Origin of the sequence: Rhizobium indicum (assembly GCF_005862305.2) — a bacterium.
Taxonomy (GTDB): domain Bacteria; phylum Pseudomonadota; class Alphaproteobacteria; order Rhizobiales; family Rhizobiaceae; genus Rhizobium; species Rhizobium indicum.
Window position 1 is genome coordinate 752,821 of record NZ_CP054021.1, and the last position, 22,204, is coordinate 775,024.

27 protein-coding genes are annotated in these 22,204 nt (G+C 61.5%); 16 read left to right on the top strand and 11 right to left on the bottom strand.

The window, feature by feature from the left end:
* The first annotated feature begins 37 nt into the window (after positions 1-37).
* From FFM53_RS36215 to FFM53_RS03685, 4 genes are all read left to right on the top strand, one after another.
* A complete protein-coding gene (locus tag FFM53_RS36215) occupies positions 38-214 on the top strand; it encodes a hypothetical protein (RefSeq protein ID WP_246413080.1) in 177 nt (58 codons plus the stop codon).
* A 118-nt stretch (positions 215-332) separates the two neighbouring features.
* Positions 333-449 (top strand): hypothetical protein, encoded by a 117-nt coding sequence (locus FFM53_RS37000; RefSeq protein WP_425504947.1) that lies wholly within the window; start codon positions 333-335, stop codon positions 447-449.
* A 134-nt stretch (positions 450-583) separates the two neighbouring features.
* Positions 584-2,119, top strand: coding sequence for a sensor histidine kinase (locus FFM53_RS03680; protein ID WP_138391169.1), 1,536 nt, complete (start codon positions 584-586; stop codon positions 2,117-2,119).
* Positions 2,120-2,182: 63 nt separating this feature from the next.
* On the top strand, positions 2,183-2,806 hold the full coding sequence (locus FFM53_RS03685; protein ID WP_018241667.1) for a carboxymuconolactone decarboxylase family protein: 624 nt from the start codon (positions 2,183-2,185) through the stop codon (positions 2,804-2,806).
* Between the two features lie 40 nt (positions 2,807-2,846).
* Here FFM53_RS03685 and FFM53_RS03690 read toward each other — a convergent pair whose 3' ends face one another.
* Positions 2,847-3,821, bottom strand: a complete 975-nt coding sequence (locus FFM53_RS03690) for an alpha/beta hydrolase (protein ID WP_173883640.1) — start codon at positions 3,819-3,821, stop codon at positions 2,847-2,849.
* 435 nt (positions 3,822-4,256) lie between these two features.
* On the opposite strand from FFM53_RS03690, the gene FFM53_RS03695 reads away from it, so the two are divergent.
* The gene (locus FFM53_RS03695) at positions 4,257-4,820 is read left to right on the top strand and encodes a nucleoside 2-deoxyribosyltransferase (RefSeq protein WP_138391171.1); all 564 of its coding nucleotides are present in this window, start codon (positions 4,257-4,259) and stop codon (positions 4,818-4,820) included.
* Positions 4,821-4,968: 148 nt separating this feature from the next.
* Here FFM53_RS03695 and FFM53_RS03700 read toward each other — a convergent pair whose 3' ends face one another.
* Entirely contained in the window at positions 4,969-5,856 is an 888-nt protein-coding gene (locus FFM53_RS03700) for a LysR family transcriptional regulator (protein WP_138391172.1), read from the bottom strand.
* A gap of 121 nt (positions 5,857-5,977) precedes the next feature.
* Here FFM53_RS03700 and FFM53_RS03705 point away from each other — a divergent pair, with 121 nt between their 5' ends.
* The gene (locus FFM53_RS03705) at positions 5,978-6,826 is read left to right on the top strand and encodes an oxidoreductase (protein ID WP_138391173.1); all 849 of its coding nucleotides are present in this window, start codon (positions 5,978-5,980) and stop codon (positions 6,824-6,826) included.
* Positions 6,827-6,931: 105 nt separating this feature from the next.
* Positions 6,932-7,936, top strand: a complete 1,005-nt coding sequence (locus FFM53_RS03710; protein ID WP_138391174.1) for a ketopantoate reductase family protein — start codon at positions 6,932-6,934, stop codon at positions 7,934-7,936.
* Positions 7,937-7,977: 41 nt separating this feature from the next.
* On the opposite strand, the gene FFM53_RS03715 is transcribed toward FFM53_RS03710, so the two are convergent.
* Positions 7,978-8,925: an alpha/beta fold hydrolase gene (locus FFM53_RS03715; RefSeq protein ID WP_138391175.1), complete on the bottom strand. Its 948-nt coding sequence runs from the start codon at positions 8,923-8,925 to the stop codon at positions 7,978-7,980.
* Between the two features lie 196 nt (positions 8,926-9,121).
* On the opposite strand from FFM53_RS03715, the gene FFM53_RS03720 reads away from it, so the two are divergent.
* The 5 genes from FFM53_RS03720 (at position 9,122) to FFM53_RS03740 (ending at position 11,237) form a co-directional block, all read left to right on the top strand.
* Complete coding sequence (locus FFM53_RS03720; protein ID WP_173883537.1) at positions 9,122-9,268, top strand: hypothetical protein; 147 nt, start codon at positions 9,122-9,124, stop codon at positions 9,266-9,268.
* 9 nt (positions 9,269-9,277) lie between these two features.
* A complete protein-coding gene (gene dapA / locus FFM53_RS03725) occupies positions 9,278-10,198 on the top strand; it encodes a 4-hydroxy-tetrahydrodipicolinate synthase (RefSeq protein ID WP_138391176.1) in 921 nt (306 codons plus the stop codon).
* Between the two features lie 121 nt (positions 10,199-10,319).
* Positions 10,320-10,502, top strand: coding sequence for a hypothetical protein (locus FFM53_RS03730; protein WP_138391177.1), 183 nt, complete (start codon positions 10,320-10,322; stop codon positions 10,500-10,502).
* Positions 10,503-10,529: 27 nt separating this feature from the next.
* Positions 10,530-10,793 carry a hypothetical protein gene (locus tag FFM53_RS03735; RefSeq protein ID WP_138328185.1) on the top strand — a complete coding sequence of 88 codons (264 nt, stop codon included), beginning with the start codon at positions 10,530-10,532 and terminating at the stop codon, positions 10,791-10,793.
* Between the two features lie 132 nt (positions 10,794-10,925).
* Positions 10,926-11,237, top strand: coding sequence for a DUF1883 domain-containing protein (locus tag FFM53_RS03740; RefSeq protein ID WP_138391178.1), 312 nt, complete (start codon positions 10,926-10,928; stop codon positions 11,235-11,237).
* A gap of 13 nt (positions 11,238-11,250) precedes the next feature.
* On the opposite strand, the gene FFM53_RS03745 is transcribed toward FFM53_RS03740, so the two are convergent.
* The gene (locus FFM53_RS03745) at positions 11,251-12,567 is read right to left on the bottom strand and encodes a replication-associated recombination protein A (protein ID WP_029872801.1); all 1,317 of its coding nucleotides are present in this window, start codon (positions 12,565-12,567) and stop codon (positions 11,251-11,253) included.
* Positions 12,564-13,967 carry a DegQ family serine endoprotease gene (locus FFM53_RS03750; protein WP_138391179.1) on the bottom strand — a complete coding sequence of 468 codons (1,404 nt, stop codon included), beginning with the start codon at positions 13,965-13,967 and terminating at the stop codon, positions 12,564-12,566. Before FFM53_RS03750 ends, FFM53_RS03745 begins: the two co-directional genes overlap by 4 nt.
* 257 nt (positions 13,968-14,224) lie before the next feature.
* Here FFM53_RS03750 and FFM53_RS03755 point away from each other — a divergent pair, with 257 nt between their 5' ends.
* Positions 14,225-14,605, top strand: a complete 381-nt coding sequence (locus tag FFM53_RS03755; protein ID WP_138391180.1) for a YkvA family protein — start codon at positions 14,225-14,227, stop codon at positions 14,603-14,605.
* 23 nt (positions 14,606-14,628) lie between these two features.
* Positions 14,629-14,982: a lysozyme inhibitor LprI family protein gene (locus FFM53_RS03760; RefSeq protein ID WP_138391181.1), complete on the top strand. Its 354-nt coding sequence runs from the start codon at positions 14,629-14,631 to the stop codon at positions 14,980-14,982.
* Between the two features lie 58 nt (positions 14,983-15,040).
* Here the strand turns inward: FFM53_RS03760 and ilvD are convergent, their stop codons facing one another.
* Positions 15,041-16,879: a dihydroxy-acid dehydratase gene (gene ilvD / locus FFM53_RS03765; RefSeq protein ID WP_138391182.1), complete on the bottom strand. Its 1,839-nt coding sequence runs from the start codon at positions 16,877-16,879 to the stop codon at positions 15,041-15,043.
* A gap of 335 nt (positions 16,880-17,214) precedes the next feature.
* Between ilvD and msrP the strand changes: the two genes are divergently transcribed.
* Together msrP and msrQ are read left to right on the top strand one after the other, a co-directional pair.
* Positions 17,215-18,162, top strand: coding sequence for a protein-methionine-sulfoxide reductase catalytic subunit MsrP (gene msrP, locus FFM53_RS03770; protein WP_138391183.1), 948 nt, complete (start codon positions 17,215-17,217; stop codon positions 18,160-18,162).
* Positions 18,162-18,818, top strand: a complete 657-nt coding sequence (msrQ, locus tag FFM53_RS03775; RefSeq protein ID WP_138391184.1) for a protein-methionine-sulfoxide reductase heme-binding subunit MsrQ — start codon at positions 18,162-18,164, stop codon at positions 18,816-18,818. The genes msrP and msrQ overlap by 1 nt, the downstream gene beginning before the upstream one ends.
* 112 nt (positions 18,819-18,930) lie before the next feature.
* Here the strand turns inward: msrQ and FFM53_RS03780 are convergent, their stop codons facing one another.
* The 5 genes from FFM53_RS03780 to rpsM all read right to left on the bottom strand — a co-directional run bounded on the left by FFM53_RS03780 (position 18,931) and on the right by rpsM (position 22,025).
* Positions 18,931-19,320, bottom strand: a complete 390-nt coding sequence (locus FFM53_RS03780; protein WP_425504948.1) for a ribosomal maturation YjgA family protein — start codon at positions 19,318-19,320, stop codon at positions 18,931-18,933.
* Positions 19,321-19,479: 159 nt separating this feature from the next.
* Positions 19,480-19,902 carry a 50S ribosomal protein L17 gene (gene rplQ / locus FFM53_RS03785; protein ID WP_003547581.1) on the bottom strand — a complete coding sequence of 141 codons (423 nt, stop codon included), beginning with the start codon at positions 19,900-19,902 and terminating at the stop codon, positions 19,480-19,482.
* Positions 19,903-20,025: 123 nt separating this feature from the next.
* The gene (locus tag FFM53_RS03790; protein WP_003547579.1) at positions 20,026-21,036 is read right to left on the bottom strand and encodes a DNA-directed RNA polymerase subunit alpha; all 1,011 of its coding nucleotides are present in this window, start codon (positions 21,034-21,036) and stop codon (positions 20,026-20,028) included.
* A gap of 97 nt (positions 21,037-21,133) precedes the next feature.
* Complete coding sequence (rpsK, locus tag FFM53_RS03795) at positions 21,134-21,523, bottom strand: 30S ribosomal protein S11 (RefSeq protein ID WP_003547577.1); 390 nt, start codon at positions 21,521-21,523, stop codon at positions 21,134-21,136.
* Between the two features lie 133 nt (positions 21,524-21,656).
* The gene (gene rpsM, locus FFM53_RS03800) at positions 21,657-22,025 is read right to left on the bottom strand and encodes a 30S ribosomal protein S13 (protein WP_003573772.1); all 369 of its coding nucleotides are present in this window, start codon (positions 22,023-22,025) and stop codon (positions 21,657-21,659) included.
* Positions 22,026-22,204: the final 179 nt, after the last annotated feature.

The window sequence follows — 22,204 nt, forward strand, 5'->3', positions numbered from 1 at the left end:
AAAATTTTGCGACCAGCCCGATAAAGAACATGAACAGATGAAACTGCGCGCTGAACTGATTGCTCTGCCGCCACGCCAGCAAGCACGGCGCTTGGCAGCCGTCGCCGCTTCTCTGGTCCTCCAAATCAAGCGTACCGAACCCCACGCGCCGGAGGCCGAGGCCGCCTTGGCGGCAATCCGCACCTGGGGTGATGGCGCAGGACTGCAGGACTGACCGGCCGATACGTCTCCGATCTCGTCTATAGCGACGAGGAGCGGGGACGCTTCGCCGACTCTCCGAGGCGGCCGGGAAGTCCAGCGAAGGCGCCTGGAATGCGCTCACGACGGCACTCATGTACGTTGCTTGGCTTGTTTATCAGGAGACCAGCGAACCCATGCCGGGTGACGTCAACGAGGTGGGCGAGGACATCCTTGATTTTCTGGACGAGCAACTGGCCCAACTCGGCTAAGTGACGCAGAATCGCGGCGCAGTTTTGCTGGAATTGCTCTCAAGGAACGCCCGCCCAGAGGCATTAGCGAAACTTTATCGTTTGTGACGAATGCTACGGATACGTGCAACGCGCCAGATCTGAAGCAGGGCCGGATGATGCCACACTCGTTTGAATCTATCTTGGAGAGCCTGCCTCAGGGCATTGTTCTGCTCGATCCTGCCGGTACGGTGACGGCTTTCAATTCACGCACGCTTGATATTCTCGGCCTTCCGCAAGGCGCCATCCGCAAAGGCATGAATATCGACGGATTGCCGGGCACCGCAAACTGCCGTGCAGTGGCATCCCGGCGGTCGACGGCCGGTGGAGCGCCCACGTCTCAGTTTGCCCTTTCAGACGGAGGGATGGTCTCATTGACCTGCGCCCCATCACGGGATGGAGGCTGGATCCTCAGTTACGAAGACATCTCGACTCTCATTCGCGTCGAAGACAGCCTGACCGAACAACATCGCCGGTTCGACGCAGCGCTCAGCAACATGCCGCATGGGCTGTGCATGTTCGATTCGACAAAGAACCTGATATTGTGCAACGCCTCCTACGCGCGGATGTACAATCTGCCGGACCTGCTAACGCAACCGGGGACACCACTTGTGGATATCCTGGCCTATCGCAGCCGGGAGGGAAATGGCCCGGCCGATACCACGACCTATTTTGATGTGGTCTTCGAAGCAACAACCCGCGGTGCGCCGGCCAGCCAAAACATCGTCCTGGCCGATGGGCGCGTTATCAAGATCACCCACAATCCGATGCAAAACGGTGGATACGTGGCCACCCATGAGGATGTCACCAAGACCGTCCGGCTGGCGGAAGAGCTGCGCCGGCATCACGATCAGCTCGAAGCGACGGTTAAGAGCCGCACGGCAGAAGTCGAGCGGCAGGCGCGGGAACTCGAGCGAATGCTGGCGCAGGAGAGGAACATCAACGAATTGCAACGGCAATTCGTGGCGATGGCATCCCATGAATTCAGGACCCCGCTGGCAATCATCGACGCTGCTGCCCAGCGGCTGCTGCGAAAAAAGGGGGCGGTCGAGCCCGAATTTCTCAGCGACAAGGTCGATCAAATCCGCGCATCGGTGACCCGGATTGTCGATCTCATGGAGAGCATCCTGTCAGCCGGACGCCTCGACACCGGCAAGATCGATATCAACTACGACGCCTGCGCATTGAGATCATTGATAAAAACCTGTTGCGAGCGGCAGTCGACGATCTCAAAATCGCACAGCTTCGTGTTGGATATCGATGGGCTGCCGGAGTTCATCGATGCCGATCCCCGCACTTTGGCACAGGTCTTTACCAACCTGCTTTCCAATGCCGTCAAGTACGCGCCCGGAACCTCAGAAATTCGCGTCACCGCATGGGCGGAGACGGGAAACGTCAAAGTTTCGATCAGCGATGATGGCGTGGGGATCGATGCCGAAGACGTGCCCCGGCTGTTCCAGCGCTATTTTCGGGCCCGGACGTCGACCGGGATTGCCGGAACGGGTATCGGCCTCAATCTGGTGAAGCAGATCATCGAACTGCACGACGGCTCGATAGAGGTTCGAAGTGCAAGAGGGTGCGGATCGACATTCACCGTAACGCTTCCAATCAAGAGAAGTGGTAACGCTTCTGCGAGCAGTGATGCTGCCTGACGTTTCAGGATTGCTGTCCTGCTTATCTACCCTATCCTTCTCCCAATAGAGGAGGATCATGCCATGGCTTTCATTCACACCCCCAACGCATCCGCCAGCGAGAAGACGACGTCGATGTATGCGTCGGCCGAGGCGAATTATGGTTATCTGCCGAACATGTATCGGGCCTTCGGCCATCGGCCGGAGGTGATGGAGAGCTGGGCGGCGCTGCTTTCGAGCATTCGCGGCCATATGAGCTTGCGGCGCTACGAACTGGTGACGCTGGCGGCGGCCAAGGAGCTCAAATCCTCCTATTGCATGCTGGCGCACGGCTCGGTGCTGCTGCGCGAGGGTTTCACCAGCGACGGGCTGACGGCTGTTGTCAACGAGACGGAGAAGGCGCCGATCGATGCCGGCGAACGCGCGATCATGGCTTTTGCCGCCAAGGTGGCGCGCGATGCGACGTCGGTGACGCAGCAGGATATCGACGGACTGAAGAAACACGGGCTGAGCGACGCCGATGTCTTCGACGTCACGGCTGCGGCAGCGGCCCGGTGTTTCTTCTCGAAAATGCTGGATGCGCTGGGCGCTGCACCCGACCACGCCTATATCGAGCGGCTGGAGCCGAATGTGCGAAAGACGCTCAGCGTCGGCCGAGAGGTCGAGCGGCCTCTGGCGCCCTCACCGTCCCGCGGCACATCGCAATGATGCAATGACGGAGGGCGTCCGGCATCTGCTCTTGCGACCCCTACTCTTGCGGTTTGTCCGCAAAATGCCGAATCGCAAACTCAGCGATATTCTGGCTCGACCGATCGGCATCGTCGAGCAGAGAGGGAAACAGCTGCCACTGATGCGGCATGCCCGGCCAGACCTCGGTAGTGACGTCCACTCCCGCCACGCGCGCCTCGTCGGCGAGCCGCAGCGTATCGTCCAGCAGGACTTCGCCGGAGCCGACCTGCAGCAACAGCGGCGGAAAGCCGGTCATGTCAGCATAAAGCGGCGATGCCTGGGGATCGGTCGGAGACCGGCTGCGGAGATAGGTCTTGCGCAAGGTCTCGATCCAGTCCTTGCCGACCAGCGGATCGCTTCCGGCGTTTGATGTCATAGATCCGCCTGTCGCGGCAAGATCGGTGATGGGGCTGAGCGCAATCACAGCCGCCGGCAACGGCTTTGCCGCCTGCATCTGCCTCAGCACCGTCTCGATCGCGATATTGCCGCCGGCGCCGTCTCCGGCCACGATCACATTCTCGCTCCGATAGCCGTTGTCGAGAAGCCAGCGATAGGCGGTCAGCGCGTCGTTGATCTGCGCGGGATAGCCATATTCGGGCATCAGCCGATAATCAATGAGAAGAATGTCGCTGGATGCCGCCTTGGCGAGCGAGCCGGCAAGCAGGCTATGTGTGCGAATGGAGCCGCTGGAAAAGCCACCGCCATGGATATAGAGGATCACCCTTTGGCCGATCGGGTGATGAAGACGGGCAGGCCACATCAGCTCGGCGTCGACGCCGTCGGCATCGACCTGCCGCACTTGGATGCGCGTCGGCCCCGGCATCGTCTCCATCAACGTCCTGAAGGCCGTTCGCCGCTGCTGCAGGCTATCGGCGCCGGCAAAGTGATCCTTCCAGAGGCCGATGAGTTTTTCGACCTGTTCGCGCGAGGCCGGGCTTTGCGGTCCAATGTCCCGCCCGACCGCCGCCGAGGCGAGCAGCATCAGCGCAGCCAAAGCGGGGAACAGACATTTGAGCCGCTTTGGGGCTCTTCGAATACCAGTTGGCAAAATCCGACCGTTCATCAACCTCTCCCGACGATGTTGGCCAAGGCGGCATCTTTGGCCGGTTCGTCCACCGGAGTCAAAAGGGTGACAGGCGCGAACCTCAAGCTTTTTATTCCGCCTGCATCGCCTCGCCGCCTGAAACCCGCCGATCTCAGGCGGCGACTCGATGATGGAGATAGCGCAGCTCCTCCGGACGTCCCTCCGCTGTGTCGGGAATGAAGTCGACCGTTGCCCGTCCACTGCCGCCGCATCAGGCTGCTAGTAAAAAAATTGGACAATGCCTGCCGGTACGGCTTGCCATTTGCCGCGCTTCCGTCGGAAAAAGACGGCGTGCCTGGCTGTCCCACCCCGGCGCCTCGTCTTGCGTGTGAGTGAAGGATACCGATGACCACCATTTACCTTGCCGGCCCGGAAGTCTTTCTTCCGGATGCCATGCCCATCATGGCCGAAAAACGCCGATTGGCGCGCCAGTTCGGCTTCGAGCCGACCGGTCCCGGCAGCGACGAAAACCAGACGCCGGTGAAGCGGACCGCCGCAGAGATCTATGCACGCAACGACGACGCCATGCGTCGAGCCGAAATCTGCCTTGCCAACATCACTCCCTTTCGAGGCGTCAGCGCCGATCCGGGTACGGTCTACGAGATCGGCTTCATGATTGCGCTCGGAAAAGCGGTCTTCGCCTATACCAATCACCCCGACGACTATGGCCTGCGCGTTCGCTCGATCTGGTATGCGGGGCTCGAGATCGATGAGACGAGCGGGCGCCCCCGCGGACCGGATGGCATCGCGATCGAAAATCACGGCATGGCCGACAACCTGATGATCGACGGAGGGATCGAGGCGACGGGAGGCAAGGTGTTCCGTGCGGCGGCGCTCCCGGCGGACCCTGCCCGCGACCTAGCGGTTTATTTTGCGGCGCTTCAGACGATTGCCGGCACGCGGGCTTGATGGCCGCCGACTTGACATGGATCGCGCCAGCGACGCCAATTTCTTACCCGTCGGCGCTTTTCTCGCTGATATCGGAGCTTGGTCCGCCACCGGCTGATCCCAGCTGTGCTGGGTGACCGCCGGCGGCGGGCAGGCATCCTGGCCTCTTTTACTCCGCCTTCATCGCGTCGATGACCGCCCTGAAGCCCGCCGACATATGGCGGCGGCTCGGATAGTAGAGATAGAGCGGTTCCTCCGGCTGGCACCAGTCGTCCAGCACCTGGATCAGCTCGCCGCAGGCGACCGCCTTTTCCACGCGGGGCTCCCAGATATAGGCAAGGCCGACGCCGCCGAGCGCTGCCTGCATCATCAGCTCGTGATCGTCGAGCGACAGCGGTCCGGTCGGCTGAAAGCTCACCGCCTGGCCGTCCTTCTCGAACTCCCAGGCATAACGCGCGCCTGACGGAAACATGTTCTGAATGCAGAGATGGCGCTTGAGCTCGTGCGGTGTCGCCGGCTTCGGCCGGGTCTCGAAATAGGCAGGCGAACCGACGACGACCAGGCGAATGCGCGGCTTGATGCGCAGCGCGATCATGCCCTCGGTGACGCGCTCGCCGAAGCGGATGCCGGCATCGAAACCCTCCTCGACGATATCGACCAGCCTGTCGGTCGCGTTGATCTCCAGCTGCAAGTTGGGGTTCTTTTTCAGCAACGGACCGATGATGCGACCGATGACGAAGGGGCCGATCGAATTCGGCACGTTGATCCTCACCTTGCCGAACGGCGTGTCGCGATAGCGGTTCAGCGCATCGAGTGCTGCCGCCATCTCGCCGAAGGCCGGGTCGAGATGCGAGATCAGCAGTTCGCCGGCCTCCGTCAGCGAGACGCTGCGCGTCGTGCGGTTAAGCAGGCGGATGCCGATCCGGTCTTCGAGATTGAGCACGGCATGGCTCACCGCAGAGGCGGTGACACCTCGCTCCTCGCCCGCCTTGCGAAAGCTCTTATGCCGCGCGACGGCGGCAAAGGCCGCGAGTTCAGACAGTTCGGTAGCGCGCATTACTGAATCAAACTCATCATAGTTTCAAAAATAACAAATCTTATACAGCAATGGATTTTCGGTCAAATTCACCTCGTCGGCACAGAGATGCCGCAACCGAACAGTTCGAAAGGAATTCGTTATGAAAGTCTGGTTCATTACTGGTGCATCCCGCGGCTTCGGCGCGCTGATGACCAAAGAAGCCCTTGCGTCAGGCGATGCCGTCATCGCCACCGCCCGCAACCCGAAGACCGTGATCGAGCAGTTCGGCGACCATCCGAACCTGCTTGCCGTCGCCCTCGACGTCACCAACGAGGCGCAGGCCAAGGAGGCAGCGGCTGCCGGCATCGCCCGCTTCGGCCGCATCGACGTCCTCGCCAACAATGCCGGCTACGGCCTGCTCGGCGCTGTCGAGGAAGCCACGGCCGAAGAGATCGAAAAGCTCTATGCCACGAACGTCTTCGGCCTGCTGAAGGTGACACGAGCCGTGCTGCCCTATATGCGCCGCCAGCGCTCCGGCCACATCCTGAACTTCTCATCGATCGGCGGTTATTTCGGCTATCCCGGCTGGGGCGTCTACGGCTCGACGAAGTTCGCCGTCGAAGGCCTGTCCGAATCGATGGCCGCCGAACTCGAACCCTTCGGCATCAAGGTGACGATCGTCGAGCCGGGCTTCTTCCGCACCGACTTCCTCGCCGACACCTCGCTGGCGATCAGCCCGGCCTCCATCGCGGACTACGAGGGTACGCCGGCCGGCAACATGCGTAGTTTCGCTGCCGACGCAAACCATGCCCAGCCCGGCAATCCCGCCAAACTTGCCGCCGGCATCATGACGCTCGCCAATTCGCCCAATCCGCCGCTGCGCATGCCGTTCGGCAGCGATACGGTAGCCGTGATCGAGGAGCAGCATGCCAGCGTCGAAAAGGAACTTGCCGTCTGGCGCCAGCTCGCTTTGTCCACGGATTTTCCAAGCGAAGCAACGGCTGCCTGAAGACCAGGGTGGGTGCAGGAAAGTGCAGCATGCGGCAAATTGACGTTCGCCTTGAGCCTCTCATGGCCTAGATCTAGTTTCGATCACCACCATGAAGAGGCGAGCATGTCCATCAAGTCCATCTGCATCTATGGCGCCGGGGCGCTCGGCGGCGCTATCGCCGCCAAGCTTGCAAGCCAAGCCGGAAACGACGCCGCCATCTCCGTTATCGCGCGTGGCGCGCATCTCCACGCCATCCGCGACAACGGTCTCAGCCTGCGCGAAGCCGATGCGGAAAGGCCACTCAATGTCCGCCTTACCGCGACCGACGATCCCAGGACATTGCCGCCGCAGGATCTCGTCATCACCGGCCTCAAGGGGCATCAGCTGGCGCCCGCCGCCGAAGGCATTGCAGGCCTCCTCAAGGAGGGCACCCGCGTCGTCATGATCCTCAACGGCATTCCGTGGTGGTATTTTCACCGCGATACCCAGAGCCGGCATGCCGAGCTGCAGTTCGACGAGCTCGATCCCGGCGGCAGGCTGTGGCGGCTGATCGGGCCGGAACGCGTCATCGGCTGCGTCGCTTATCAGGGTGCCGAGGTGATCAACCCCGGCGAGATCCAGCTTTCCCACAACGGCCGCTTCGTGCTCGGCGAGCCCTCCGGCGACATCTCGCCCGATCTCGAGACGATCGCGGCGGCGCTGACCGGCGCCGGCCTCAGCATTACGACGACGCCTGATATCCGCGGCGAGATCTGGAGCAAGCTGATGGGCAACGCCGCCTTCAACCCGATCAGCGCGCTGACCAGGGCGCTGATGACCGACATCATGGCGGATCCCGCCCTTTCGGCTACGGTCGGTAGGGTGATGAGTGAGGTCCGCGCCGTCGGCGAGGCCTTGGGTGCGCGGTTCAGCATGACCGTCGAGCAGCGGTTGGAACAATCGCGCCATATCGGCGGCGTGCGCACATCGATGCTGCAGGATCTGATCGGCGGCAAGGCGCTCGAAATAACGCCGCTGGTCGGCATGGTGGTGGCGCTCGGACGCCTGAGCGCCGTGCCGACGCCGGTTTCGGAAACGATCCTGGCGCTGGTGACGAAGTTGGATCGGGAAAACCAGCGCGGCGGCTGATTGCGGAGGAAGGGCGGCCGGGAAAACCCGGCCGTCTTCGCTTACTTTCCAACCTGCTCGGCCCAGTTCGGCGCCTTGCCGCCGCCATCGAGGAAGGTCATCGCCATATTCGCCATCAGGGGCGAAGCGAAGGTCTCGTAGTGGGTGAGATCGGGCAGGATCGCCAGCCGGTTCTTCGACATGTTTTCCCGCATCCATCCGGCATCGCGCAGACCGCCGCCGAGCTTGTGGTAGAAGTCGATCATATGCTCGGGCCGGATCATGTCGGCATCGCCATAGATCAGCATGACCGGCATGGTGAGCTTGGCGACGGCATCGCTATAGTCGATGGGTTCGCGCATCAGCGCGCCCATGGCGTCGAGCAGCTTCGGAAATTCCGAAACGTCAGGCGCCACCGCCTTGTAGGAGAGGAACATCGGCGTGTCCTTCATCATGTCGGCCATACCGGCGCCGACGGCCGCCTGCTGCGGCAGCATCTCCGGGAAGAAGCCGTTCTGCGCATAGGGTGCCGAGAGGATCACCAGCCGGCGCACCTGGTCTGGCGCGTTCGCCGCCATGTTCAACGCCACCCCGCCGCCGAAGGAATAGCCGAAGACATCGAGCTTGTCGTAACCGAGCTGCTTCATCAGGATTGCGAGATCGACGCCGATGGCCGGAAGCTCGATCGGCCGCTTGCCGAGGGGCGTGCGGCCATGGCCCTGCAGATCGACGGCGATCACCTGCCGGTGGTCGGTGAAAACAGGCATGACCGGCGCGAACATCTCGATCTGCCCGAGGCCGCCGTGAAGGAGCAGCAGCGGCTCGCCCTCGCCGCGAATCTCGTAATAATAATCGATGCCGTTGACCGGCAGACTTCCCTTCCTGACAATCGGCGCTGCAGCCTTCTTCTCCTCGATAACAGGCGTGCTGCTGTCGGCGCCTGATATATCGGGCGCCGCCAGGAATGCGGCAGCCGTTGCGATCATCGAAATCAGCGTCATCTTCGACATGTCCTTGCTCCCATGTTTGCGTCGATACCGCAAGGACGGTGGCGCTCATGTCTTTCCGACACTACGCTTCGAAATTTCTCGCATTGGTCTTTATGTCATCCCTATATTTTCGCGCCTCGCTCCGAATGGATTTCCTATCGCAAGCGGCAGTAGCCTTTCGTCATCACTGCAAAGGTCAAATGCCATGCGAGATGTCATGTCTTCCGGTTTCCAGCCCCTTCGCCCGCACAGGATCACGCGCGGCAGCCGGCAGATGCGCGAGAAACGCGCCGCCCAGGCGCTGATCGTCTTCGGCGCGGTGCTCGCCTGCGTCGAGCTCTACGTCATTTTCGGCTGGCTCTGAGGCTGGCCCGTGGAAACGGCGAGAATGCCGCGCCTTGGCGGCGCGATCACCGCCCTCGTTACGCCGTTTCGTCATGACGGTCTCGACAGGCCGGCGCTTCGCGCACTTGCGGAATGGCAGATTCTCAGCGGCGTCGACGGGCTGACCGTCTGCTCGACGACGGGTGAAGGCTCGACGCTTTCGCCGCAGGAGCGCGCCGAAGTGATCGATCTCGTCATTCGGTCTGCGGCCGGCCGCGTGCCGGTCATCGCCGCCACCGGCACCAACTCCACCGACAGCACGATCGCGCTCACCCGTGAGGCGGAAGCGCTGGGCGCCGCTGCAGCACTCGTCACCGTGCCCTATTATTCCAAGCCCGGGCAGAAAGGCATCGTCCACCACTTCGAGCAGGTGGCGGCAGCCGGCGGACTGCCTGTCATCGTCGACCATGCGCCGGCGCAGACGGCGAGCGATCTTTCGACGGAAACGCTTGGCAGACTGGCCGCCATCCCGGGAATCTTTGGCATCCGCGACACCACGGGCGACATCGCTCGCTTCGTCGGCCTTTCGGCTATCCTGCGGCAGCGCTTCCGCTTCTTTTCCGGGCATGATCCTTCCGCGCTCGCCTTCACCATCGCCGGCGGCGACGGCATGATCTCGTCGGGCGCCAATGTGGTGCCGCGGCTCTTCACCTCGATGCAGCAGGCGGCCCGGGCCGGGAACCTTTTGGCCGCGCATTCGCTGCAGGATCGGTTGCTGCCGCTGATATCAGCGCTCGGGCCGGAGGGCGATCCGGCGAGGATCAAGCACGCACTGCGGCTGATGCGCGGGCTGGAGGTCGAGCTTCGCCTGCCGCTTGTCGCCGTCGAGCCGGAACTGTGTTCGGCCATCGGCGAAGCGCTTGCGCCTTTCCTTGACGAAAGCAGCGCGAGGAAGGCGCTATCCCTATGAGATTTTTATATTTTCCTCTTTGGCGCCAAATGGAAACCCTATCCGCAGGCGCCTATCTTCCAAGGCGTGACACCGCCGCATCGTCAAGCGGCGGTTGAGTGAGATTTCGAAAGGACAAACGATGTCACGCCTGCCTGAACCGAGTGCCGAGAGCGACCCGCTGCAACGCAGTCCCATCAGAGCACTCGCCGCCAATCCCTCCCATCCGATGCTCTCCGGCTTTGCCGCCATTGCGCCCCGCCTTGCGGCAGCGATGGCTTTTGCCGGGCTGGTGCAGATGACCTTCAACCTCATCTCCCGCTGAAGCATCAGGACCCCAAGGATCATCACAATGGCAAACGCACAGCAACGCCGCAGCCTGCCTTCTGCAGCGCCCTCGCCTTCTGCCCGCTTCACCGTCGGCCGCGACAGAAGCGGCCGCTGGATCGTCCACGACCGCGAAGGCCTCGTCGGCGGGCTCTTCATCAATGAGGCGGCCGCCCTCCACTTCGCCGCAGGGGAATGCAACTGCCCCTCCGCCGATATCCACAGGGCGGCCGCAGGCATGGTGCTTGAATTCGCGCCCTTTGCGCGCGGCACTGCGAAAATCCACTAAAACTTGCCGTACTCCCGCTGTTTTCATGCAGCGGGAGTACGAAGACATGAGCTGAACGGCCGATTTCCAACTTTTCCTTAACCCACATTCTGGTAAAATCCTGGCGCAGAGACTTCAGACGCCACGAGACCGATGCCGAAACCGAATTTCCGCTTCACCCATTACGATCTCAAGGAACAACGCGCCGGAACGATCATCGAGGTGTCGTTGAATGCGGTGAACAATGTCCGCCTGATGACGGCCCCGAATTTCCAGCGGTTCACCGAGGTTCTCGATTTCAAATATATCGGTGGCGTGGCACGCAAATCGCCGATCAAGATCGCCGTCCCGGAAAGCGGTCACTGGCATGTCATCGTCGATATGGAAGGTCATCACGGGCTTGCGGAATCGTCCGTCAAGGTGATCGCCTCGCCGGCAAATCAGAAGACGCCGCGCGCCTCCTGAGGTTCGCCAGGTTTCAGCGCGGATTACGCTCCTTGCGAAGCTTCGCCCACCATTCCAGCCGCTTGCGGATATCGCGCTCGAAGCCGCGCTCCGGCGGATCGTAGAAGATCTGGCGTCCCATCTTCTCCGGGAAATAATCCTGGCCGGAAAAGGCGTCCGGCTCATCGTGGTCGTAGCGATAGCCGTCGCCGTACCCCTCGCCCTTCATCAGCTTGGTCGGCGCGTTGAGGATATGCTTCGGCGGCAGCAACGAGCCGTTCTGCTTTGCCGCCTGGCTTGCCGCCTTGAAGGCGGTGTAGACGGCATTCGATTTCGGGGCGGTGGCGAGATAGACGCAGGCCTGCGCCAGCGCCAGTTCACCTTCCGGCGAGCCGAGATACTCATAGGCATCCTTGGCGGCATTGCAGATCACCAGCGCCTGCGGATCGGCAAGACCGATATCCTCCACCGCCATGCGCACCAGCCGCCGGCCGAGGTAGAGCGGGTCCTCGCCGGCATCGAACATGCGGGCGAGATAATAGAGCGCGGCATCGGGATCCGAGCCGCGCACGGATTTATGCAGCGCCGAGATCAGATTGTAGTGGCCATCCTGCGCCTTGTCGTAGACTGGGGCACGGCGCTGGACGATGCGCGTCAGGCCTTCGGTATCGAAGCTCTCGCCTTCGCGCGCCGCGCGCCAGACTTCTTCGGCGAGCGTCAGCACCGCGCGGCCATCGCCGTCGGCCATGCGCACCAAGCTGGCACGGGCATCCTCCGTCAGCGGCAGCGGCTTCTGCTCGATCGCCTCGGCACGCTTCAACAGTTCTTCGAGGCTCTCCTCGTCATGCGACTTGAAGGTGAGCACACGGGCCCGAGACAGCAGAGCGGCGTTGAGTTCGAAGGAAGGGTTCTCGGTGGTGGCGCCGACGAGGATGACGGTGCCATCCTCCATGACCGGCAGGAAACTGTCCTGCTGGGCGCGGTTGAAACGATGGATCTCATCGACGAAGAGCAGCGTCTGACGGCCGTCCATACGCCGCAGGCGGGCTGTCTCGAACACCTTCTTCAGATCGGCGACGCCGGAAAAGATCGCCGATATCTGCTCGAAGGCCAGTCCCGCCTCGCCCGAGAGCAGCCGTGCCACCGTCGTCTTGCCGGTGCCGGGCGGCCCCCAGAAGATCATCGAGCCAAGCGAGCCGCTTTCGATCATCCTTTTCAGCACGCCATCCTCACCGGTCAGGTGTTCCTGACCGGTGACATCGGCAAGCGTCTTCGGCCGCAGCCGGTCGGCAAGTGGCCGCCTAGCGGCGACCTCCTCCGGAACGCGCGGCGCGAAGAGATCGTTGCTCATCGGAAGAATTGCCGGATGCGCTGGCCGTCGCGCTCGATCTCGACCCGCCAGAAGCCGGGGTCGCTATCGGCGATCTCGGACAGTTCGCTGGTCGACTTCACATCGGTGCCGTTGATCGAGACGATGATATCCTTCGGTTCGAAACCGAGACGGGCGGCAGGCGAATCCTCCTTCACCTCGGAGACGACGACGCCCGCCGATTCCGGCGGCATGCGCAGCTCGTCAGCGACCCGCGGCGACAGGTTCTCGACGACGGCACCGCTAAACGGCGTGCGTCCGCCAATGATGCGCTGGTCGCGCGGCGAGGTTTCCGGGGCGCGGACGAGCGTCAGCGGCAGTTGCTCCTCGCGGCCGTTCTCGATGACAGTGAGCTTGACCGAATTGCCGAGACCAGCCGTCGTCAAGCGGTAGAGCAGCGCATCCGGATGCTCGACGGAAACTCCGTCGACGGCGGTGACGATTTCGCCGGCCTTCAGCCCGGCCTTGGCGGCCGGCCCACCTTCCGAAACCTTGACGACGAGCGCGCCGCGGGCCTTGTTCAGCCCCAGCGCCTCGGCCACTTCCGAGGTCACGGCATCGAAGCTTGCGCCGACATAGGGCCGTTCGAAGGATTTGACACCGGCATCGGCCGACGCGAGGAAGACCTTGACCAGATTGGCGGGGATAGCGAAGCCAATGCCGTTCGAGCCGCCGCCGCGCGAGAAGATCGCCGTGTTGATGCCGATCAGCTCGCCCTTCATGTTCATCAAGGCGCCGCCGGAATTACCGGGATTGATCGAGGCATCGGTCTGAATGAAAAAGCCGAACTCGTTCTTGATCACCTGGTTGCGAGCAAGCGCCGAGACGATACCGCTGGTCACTGTCTGGCCGACACCGAAGGGATTGCCGATCGCCAGCACGAGATCACCGACCTCGACCGTATCGGAATTGCCGATCGGCAATGTCGGAAAGCTTTCCTTGGTGTCGATCTTCAGCACGGCAAGATCGACACGGTCGTCGCGCAGCACCACCTTGCAGGGGAATTCGCGGCCGTCCGAGAGCGCCACCTTTATATCGTCGGCGCCCTCGATGACGTGATTGTTGGTCACGACAGTGCCGTTCGCCTCAACGATGACGCCGGAGCCGAGCGAAGACTGCTTCTCCGAACGGTTTGGCATCTGCTGGCCGAAAAATTGCTCGAAGAAAGGGTCGCCGGCAAAGGGCGACTGCCGCTGGACGGTCTTTTCCGCATAAACGTTGACGACGGCGCCTGAAGTCTGTTTGACGAGCGGCGCGAAGGAGAGCTGCATCTGCATCTGGCTCTCGGGTACGGTCTTTGCCGTCTGCGCATGGGCAGCAAGCGGCAGAACGAGCATGAGAGCGAATAGCGAGACGGAGGCGCGCTTGAACAGGCCTTGCATGGGTATCCCTTTTGAATCCTCTTGAGGAACGTTTTAGAGCATGATGCCGAAAAGTGTGAGCGGTTTTCGGACGACATCATGCTCTAACTATTTAATTACGAACAGGATTCAGATTTTAGGCCGAACCGGCCTAAAATCATCCTGTTCTGCGGCCCGACGCTAGAAAGGAAAGAGGGCGGAAGCATGGAAGAACAAGGCGAGAGGGCGTCTTGGAAACCGGTTGAAGTCATTGTGAATTTGATTCAGGAAGATTGGCCATGCAACTGATATCAAAAGCCAAAAACTGGACGAAGTCACTGAAGCGTGACATCGTGGCCCTCTGGCTTGCCGCCCGCGATCCCCGCGTACCGTGGCATGCCAAAGCGGTGGCCGGCGCCGTTGCCGCCTACGCGCTGTCGCCCATCGATCTCATCCCCGATTTCATCCCCATCCTCGGCTATCTCGACGATCTTCTCATCGTGCCGCTCGGTATCATGCTGGCGATCCGGCTCGTTCCGGCAGAGGTGATGAACGAGCTTCGTACGGAGGCGACAGGGCGCATCGAGCGTCCCTCCAGCCGGGTCGGACTGATCTTCATCCTTGCCGTCTGGCTCATCTGCATCATCTTCCTGGCTCTGGCACTGCGGAAGCTAGTCTGACCGGCATCAATAGGAACATATGAATGATCACGACAAGAACGACGACAGCGGCCCTCGGCTTTGCGATCCTGCTCAGTGGATCGAACCTGGCACAGGCAGCAAGCTTCGATTGCGATGCGAAAGAATTGAAGGCGGATGAAAAAGCGATCTGCGACAACCGCGCACTCAACGACGCCGATGTGAAGATGGTGACGACTTTCGAGCGGCTCTCCGGCCTGCTGGCGATGGGTTCGCGCGGAACATTGCAGGACGAACAGACGGCCTGGCTGAAAAAGCGGCAGGATTGCGGAGCGGATGCGGCGTGTATCAAGGCTGCCTATGACGAGCGGCTGAAGCAGTTCGGAGAGACCTATAAAAACATCAACCGGCCGCTTTGAAAGCGACCGGTTGGAAGAGCTGCTGACTTTTCATCAACGGTTCGTAGGCTGAGGCAGCTCAGCGGGCGTTCAGATCGCGCACCGCACCGCGGTCCGCACTCGTTGCGAAGGCCGCGTAGGCCTTCAGCGCGGTCGTGACATTGCGCTTGCGGACTTCGACCGGGTACCAGCCCTTGGCGTCCTGCTCGGCGCGGCGGGCGGCGAGTTCGGTCTCGCTGACACGCAGGCTGATCGTGCGGTTGGGGATGTCGATATCGATCATGTCACCTTCGCGCACCAGGCCGATCGTGCCGCCATTTGCCGCCTCCGGCGAAGCGTGGCCGATCGAGAGGCCCGAAGTGCCGCCGGAGAAGCGGCCGTCGGTGATGAGCGCGCAGGCCTTGCCGAGGCCCTTCGACTTCAGATAGCTGGTCGGATAGAGCATTTCCTGCATGCCCGGGCCGCCCTTCGGGCCTTCGTAGCGGATGACGACGACGTCGCCGGCCTTCACCTCGTTGGCAAGGATCGCCTTGACCGACGAATCCTGGCTTTCGAAAACGCGGGCGGGGCCGGAGAACTTCAGGATCGATTCATCGACGCCGGCGGTCTTGACGATGCAGCCGTCGATCGCAAGGTTGCCCTTGAGCACGGCAAGACCACCATCCTTGGAGAAGGGATGTTCGACCGAGCGGATGACGCCGTTCTCACGGTCGGTGTCGAGTTCGTCCCAGCGCGCTTCCTGGCTGAAGGCGACCTGGGTCGGGATGCCACCGGGAGCGGCACGATAGAAGTTGCGAACGGTCTCGCTGTTGGTGCGGGTGATATCCCAGCGATCGATCGCCTCGCCCAGCGTCTCGGCATGAACGGTCGGGCAATCGCGATTCAGCAGGCCACCCTTGTCGAGTTCGCCGAGGATCGACATGATGCCGCCGGCGCGGTGGACGTCTTCCATATGAACATCGCTCTTGGCGGGGGCGACCTTCGACAGGCACGGCACGCGGCGCGACAGCGCATCGATATCGGCCATAGTGAAATCGATCTCGCCTTCATGGGCGGCGGCAAGAATGTGCAGGACCGTATTGGTCGAGCCGCCCATGGCGATGTCGAGCGTCATGGCATTCTCGAAGGCCTGCTTGGAGGCAATGGTGCGCGGCAGCGCCTTGACGTCATCCTGCTCGTAATAGCGGCGGGCGAGATCGACAATTAGATGACCGGCCTCGACGAAAAGCCGCTTGCGGTCGAGATGGGTGGCAAGCGTCGAGCCGTTGCCGGGCAGCGACAGGCCGAGGGCTTCCGTCAGGCAGTTCATCGAATTGGCAGTGAACATGCCGGAGCAGGAGCCGCAGGTCGGACAGGCGGAGCGTTCGATGGTCTGGACGTCCTCGTCGCTGATCTTGTCATCGGCTGCGGCGACCATGGCATCGACGAGGTCGAGCGCATGCGTCTTGCCGTGCAGCACGACCTTGCCGGCTTCCATCGGACCGCCCGAGACGAAGACGGTCGGGATATTGAGGCGCAGCGACGCCATCAGCATGCCGGGAGTGATCTTGTCGCAGTTGGAGATGCAAACCATGGCGTCGGCGCAATGGGCATTGACCATGTATTCGACGCTGTCAGCGATAAGCTCACGCGAGGGCAGCGAATAAAGCATGCCGTCATGGCCCATGGCGATACCGTCATCGACGGCGATCGTGTTGAATTCCTTGGCAACACCGCCGGCCGCTTCGATCTCGCGGGCAACGAGCTGGCCAAGGTCCTTCAGGTGCACATGGCCGGGCACGAACTGGGTGAAGGAATTCACCACCGCGATGATCGGCTTGCCGAAATCCGAATCCTTCATGCCCGTGGCGCGCCAAAGGCCGCGGGCGCCCGCCATGTTGCGGCCATGGGTCGTGGTTCTGGAACGGTAAACTGGCATCGGTGTCTTCCTCAACGTGTCGGAATTATCAGGCGAAGCCGGGCGGCATAGAGCCTGCGGGCCGGGCAAACGCTGCTTTTTGGAATTGTCCTAATCCAATCGACGGGGGCTGTCACTACCGGGAAGCCCAAATCCGGTACGCCGGGGAGAAGCGCCATGAGGCCCATCGATCATATACGTTTCGACGCGACGTTTTGTTACAGCCTATTCCATCACGGCCGAACACAAAAAATTGGCTTCCCGTCAGCAATATTCAAGGCTTAGACACTAATCTCAACATGCCGGCGGTTCGTTTAAGGGCTATATTTCAGAATATCCGCCGAGGAGGTTTCGACATGCCAAGCTATCGCCCACCGAAGATCGCGTCATCGGAGATTACGCCGCGCCAGATCTATGTGCGCCGCCGTGAATTCCTCGGCGCGGCAGCGCTTGGCGCCATGGCGCTCTACAGCGCCGGCAAGGCGAGTGCTGCGGCCCTCTCCGCCGTTGAGAGCAAGTACAAGGTCGACGAGAAGGCGACGCCGATCAAGGACGTCACGACCTACAATAATTTCTATGAGTTCGGCCTCGACAAGGGCGATCCCGCAGCTCTTTCCGGCGATTTCAAGCCGCTGCCCTGGACGATCAAGGTCGACGGCATGGTCAACAAGCCAGGCACCTTCGACCTCGAGGCGCTGATGAAGGAATTCCCGATCGAGGAGCGCACCTACCGGATGCGCTGCGTCGAGGCCTGGTCGATGGTCATCCCGTGGGACGGCTTTCCGCTGGCATCGCTGCTCGACAAAGTCGAGCCACTCGGCAGCGCCAAGTACGTCGCCTTCGAAACCGTCGTGCGGCCGGAGGAGATGCCGGGTCAGAAGGGCTTCTTCCAGTCGCTTGACTGGCCCTATGTCGAGGGTCTGCGCCTCGACGAGGCGCGCCATCCGCTGACGCTGCTGGCCGTCGGGCTCTATGGCGAAACGCTACCGAACCAGAACGGCGCGCCGATCCGCCTCGTCGTGCCGTGGAAATACGGTTTCAAGGGTATCAAGTCGATCGTCAGGATCACACTCACCGACCAGCAACCGAAGAATACCTGGCAGGTCACCAATCCGCAGGAATACGGCTTCTATGCCAACGTCAATCCAGCGGTCGACCATCCGCGCTGGAGCCAGGCGACCGAACGGCGCATTGGCGAAAGCGGCTTCTTCGGCGCGAGCCGCCATCCCACCCTGCCCTTCAACGGATATGCCGACGAGGTGGCAAGCCTTTATGCCGGCATGGATCTGAAGGCGAATTTCTGATGGCGGAACTGTCGCTCGCCATCCCGAAGCGCTGGCTGCCCGCCTCCGTCTGGCTGCTTTATGTCGTCGGGCTCGTGCCCGCAGCCTGGACTTTCTATCTCGGCGCGACCGATCAGCTCGGCGCCGATCCGGTCAAGACCTTCGAACTTTTCCTCGGCATCTGGACGATCCGTTTCCTGATCGCAACACTTGCCGTTTCCCCTGCCCGTGAGCTCTTCGGCTGGAACTATCTGCGCTATCGCCGCGCGCTTGGCCTGCTGACCTTCTACTACGCACTGATGCATTTCACAGTCTACATGGTGCTCGACCAGGCGATGGATATTCCCGCCGTCATCAACGACGTGCTGAAGCGCCCCTTCATCATGTTCGGCATGGCAGCCCTTGCGATGCTCATTCCGCTGGCGCTGACATCCAACAATTTCTCGATCCGCCGCCTCGGCAAGAACTGGATCTGGCTGCATCGCCTCGTCTACATCATCGCCGCCTGCGGGGCGCTGCACTTCGCGCTCTCGACCAAGATTCTCGACCTCGAGCAATATATCTATGTCGGGCTGATCATCGCACTGATCCTCTACCGCTCCTATCGGCCGATCGCACGCAACAGGCAGAAGGGCAAAGGGCGGACGCGCAATCGCGCAGTGGCGTCTGTTTCGTGAGACGGCAGGTTAGCGCATAACCCCGAAAATCGGAATCGATTTTCGGAAAGGATTATGCGCAGATTCAAAGTGATAGAGCGTCCTTAGCGCGTCTGAAAAGACGCGCGGCGCTCTAGCGAGGACGCAACGCAGTCCGGCGTGCCGGATCGAAGGCGCAGGCCGCGGCTATGCCGATTGCATAGGCCAGCATGTTCCAAAGCGAAAATACCCGGCCAAGCAGCAGGGCGCCTGCCGTGGTCAGCCGAAACGCGTCGAGCCAGGGCGTGTGATAAAGCCGGAACAATTCCACCGAGATCGCTATGAACAGCGCTGTAAGAGCAATTGCTGCCGGCCGTGACCTTGCGACAAACGGCGCCACGAGCAGATAGACCATCGCTCCCCAGAGTGCCGATCCACCATATTTGACGACAATGAAGGGCAGATCGGCCGCATAGCCAAACCGTCTGAGCGCCAGCCCGAGCGCAATAACCGCAAGCAGGGCTATGAGACGGAGGAACTGCACTCGACGACGATTTTCAAAGACTTCGCGCAAATGACCCTGTCCTATCTGCACCTCAGCCGGTTCAACGGCTGATCTGAAAAGAAGCGCGGCGCTGTCGTGCACAAACAAAAACAGCCGGGCTTCGCAGCCCGGCTGTTTTGTTTCCGCCGGAGCGAAAGATTAAGCGGCGACGGCCTGCTCTTCGGCAGCGACGCGGGCCTTGTCGGCTGCGCCCTTGGCATAGGCATCGCGATCCACGAATTCGATCACAGCCATGGCGGCATTGTCGCCCTGGCGGAAGCCGGCCTTCATGATGCGCAGGTAGCCGCCGTTGCGGGTGGCGTAACGCGTTGCGATCGTGTCGAACAGCTTCGCGACGACAGCGGCATCGCGGATCTGCGAGATCGCCTGACGGCGAGCGTGCAGGTCGCCGCGCTTACCGAGCGTGACGAGCTTCTCGACGATCGGACGGATTTCCTTGGCCTTCGGCAGGGTCGTGACGATCTGCTCGTGGGTAATCAGCGAAGCCGCCATGTTGGCGAACATCGCCTTGCGGTGGCTTGCAGTTCTATTCAGCTTGCGGCCGGCTTTACCATGGCGCATTGCTATTCTCCTTTAATGCAGGTGCCCTTACGCTAAGTGGGCCTGCCGTTTCCTGGCACATGCAGGCGATCGGCCTGCTGTTTGACGGGGAAAGGCAGCCGAAAGAGCCTGCCTTTTGTTTTCTCAGTATTGATCTTCGTAACGCTTGGCGAGATCTTCGATGTTCTCGGGCGGCCATGCCGGCACTTCCATGCCGAGGTGCAGGCCCATGGAAGCGAGAACTTCCTTGATTTCGTTCAGCGACTTGCGACCAAAATTCGGTGTGCGGAGCATTTCTGCTTCGGTCTTCTGAATGAGGTCGCCGATGTAGACGATGTTGTCGTTCTTCAGGCAGTTTGCCGAACGGACCGACAGTTCGAGTTCGTCCACCTTCTTGAGGAGAGCCGGGTTGAAAGCGAGTTCGGTGACTGCTTCCTCTTCGGTTTCCTTCTGCGGCTCGTCGAAGTTGACGAAGACGCCAAGCTGATCCTGGAGAATGCGCGCCGCAAAAGCGACGGCGTCTTCGCCCGTGATCGAGCCATCGGTTTCGATGGTCATGTTCAGCTTGTCGTAGTCGAGAACCTGTCCTTCGCGGGTATTTTCAACCTTGTAGGACACCTTCTTGACCGGCGAATAGAGGCTGTCGACCGGGATGAGACCGATCGGAGCATCTTCCGCACGATTGCGTTCGGCCGGAACATAGCCCTTGCCGTTGTTGACGGTGAATTCCATGCGGATCTCGGCACCCTCGTCGAGCGTGCAGATGACATGCTCGGGATTGAGGATTTCGATATCGCCGACCGTCTGAATGTCGCCAGCCGTGACAACGCCAGGGCCCTGCTTCCGCACGACCATGCGTTTCGCATCGTCGCCATCCATCTTGATGGCGATTTCCTTGATGTTGAGCACGATGTCCGTCACGTCTTCGCGGACGCCCGGAATCGAGGAGAATTCATGCAGCACGCCATCGATCTGCACCGCCGTGACGGCAGCACCGCGCAGCGAGGAGAGCAGAACGCGGCGAAGCGCGTTGCCGAGGGTGAGGCCGAAGCCGCGCTCCAGCGGTTCGGCAACAAGCGTCGCCCTGGTGCGCGAGCTCGAAGAGAACTCCACCTTGTTCGGCTTGATCAGTTCCTGCCAGTTCTTCTGAATCATGAGTTTGCCTTCCGTTCGTTGCCACCATCCAATCGTGGCAACCGAGCTTGAAAACCACCGGGAGCGCGAAGGCGCTCACCGGTGACGAGAGCGATGATCAGACGCGGCGCTTCTTGCGCGGACGGCAGCCATTGTGCGGGATCGGGGTCACGTCGCGGATGGACGTGATCATGAACCCTGCAGCCTGGAGCGCGCGCAGAGCCGATTCACGACCCGAACCCGGACCGCAGACTTCGACTTCCAGCGACTTCATGCCGTGCTCCTGGGCCTTCTTGGCGCAGTCTTCGGCAGCGATCTGGGCAGCGAACGGGGTCGACTTGCGCGAGCCCTTGAAGCCCTTGGCGCCAGCCGACGACCAGGCGATCGCATTGCCCTGCGCATCGGTGATGGTGATCATCGTGTTGTTGAAGGTCGAGTTGACGTGAGCGACACCCGACGAGATGTTCTTGCGCTCGCGACGGCGAACGCGGACGGCTTCCTTAGCCATGGTATTCCTTTCGTTGATCTCTTCACCGCCGTAATGCCAGCGGCTACACCGGAACGGCGCCTATATGGTCCCGCTCCAAACTCAAAAGAGGCCGGCGCAGACCGCCAGCCTCCCCACCCCGGTTTCCCGGAAATTACTTCTTCTTGCCAGCGATTGCCTTTGCCGGGCCCTTGCGGGTGCGGGCATTGGTATGCGTGCGCTGACCGCGGACCGGAAGGCCGCGGCGATGACGCAGGCCGCGGTAGCAGCCGAGGTCCATCAGGCGCTTGATATTCATCGCGGTATCGCGACGAAGATCGCCTTCGACCTGATAGTCGCGGTCGATGGCTTCTCGGATCTGAAGGACTTCTGCGTCCGTCAGCTGATGCACACGACGTTCGGCCGGGATACCGACCTTTTCGACGATTTCCTGTGCGAATTTCGGACCGATCCCGTGAATGTAGGTCAGCGCAATAACAACGCGCTTCGCAGTCGGGATGTTGACGCCAGCGATACGTGCCACGCCTGTTCTCCTTGCATTCCAGTTGCCATCCGGCAAGTGGGCTTCGTTATGCGGCTCTTGAGAACCGCCCGTTCAGATTTACGTCCGTAACATGTCAAAACGACCGCACCCGGACTTCCCTGGGAAATCCGCGCCGATCGCATGGAATGTCGCGAGTTGGCGCGGTGTTTAGCGGAATC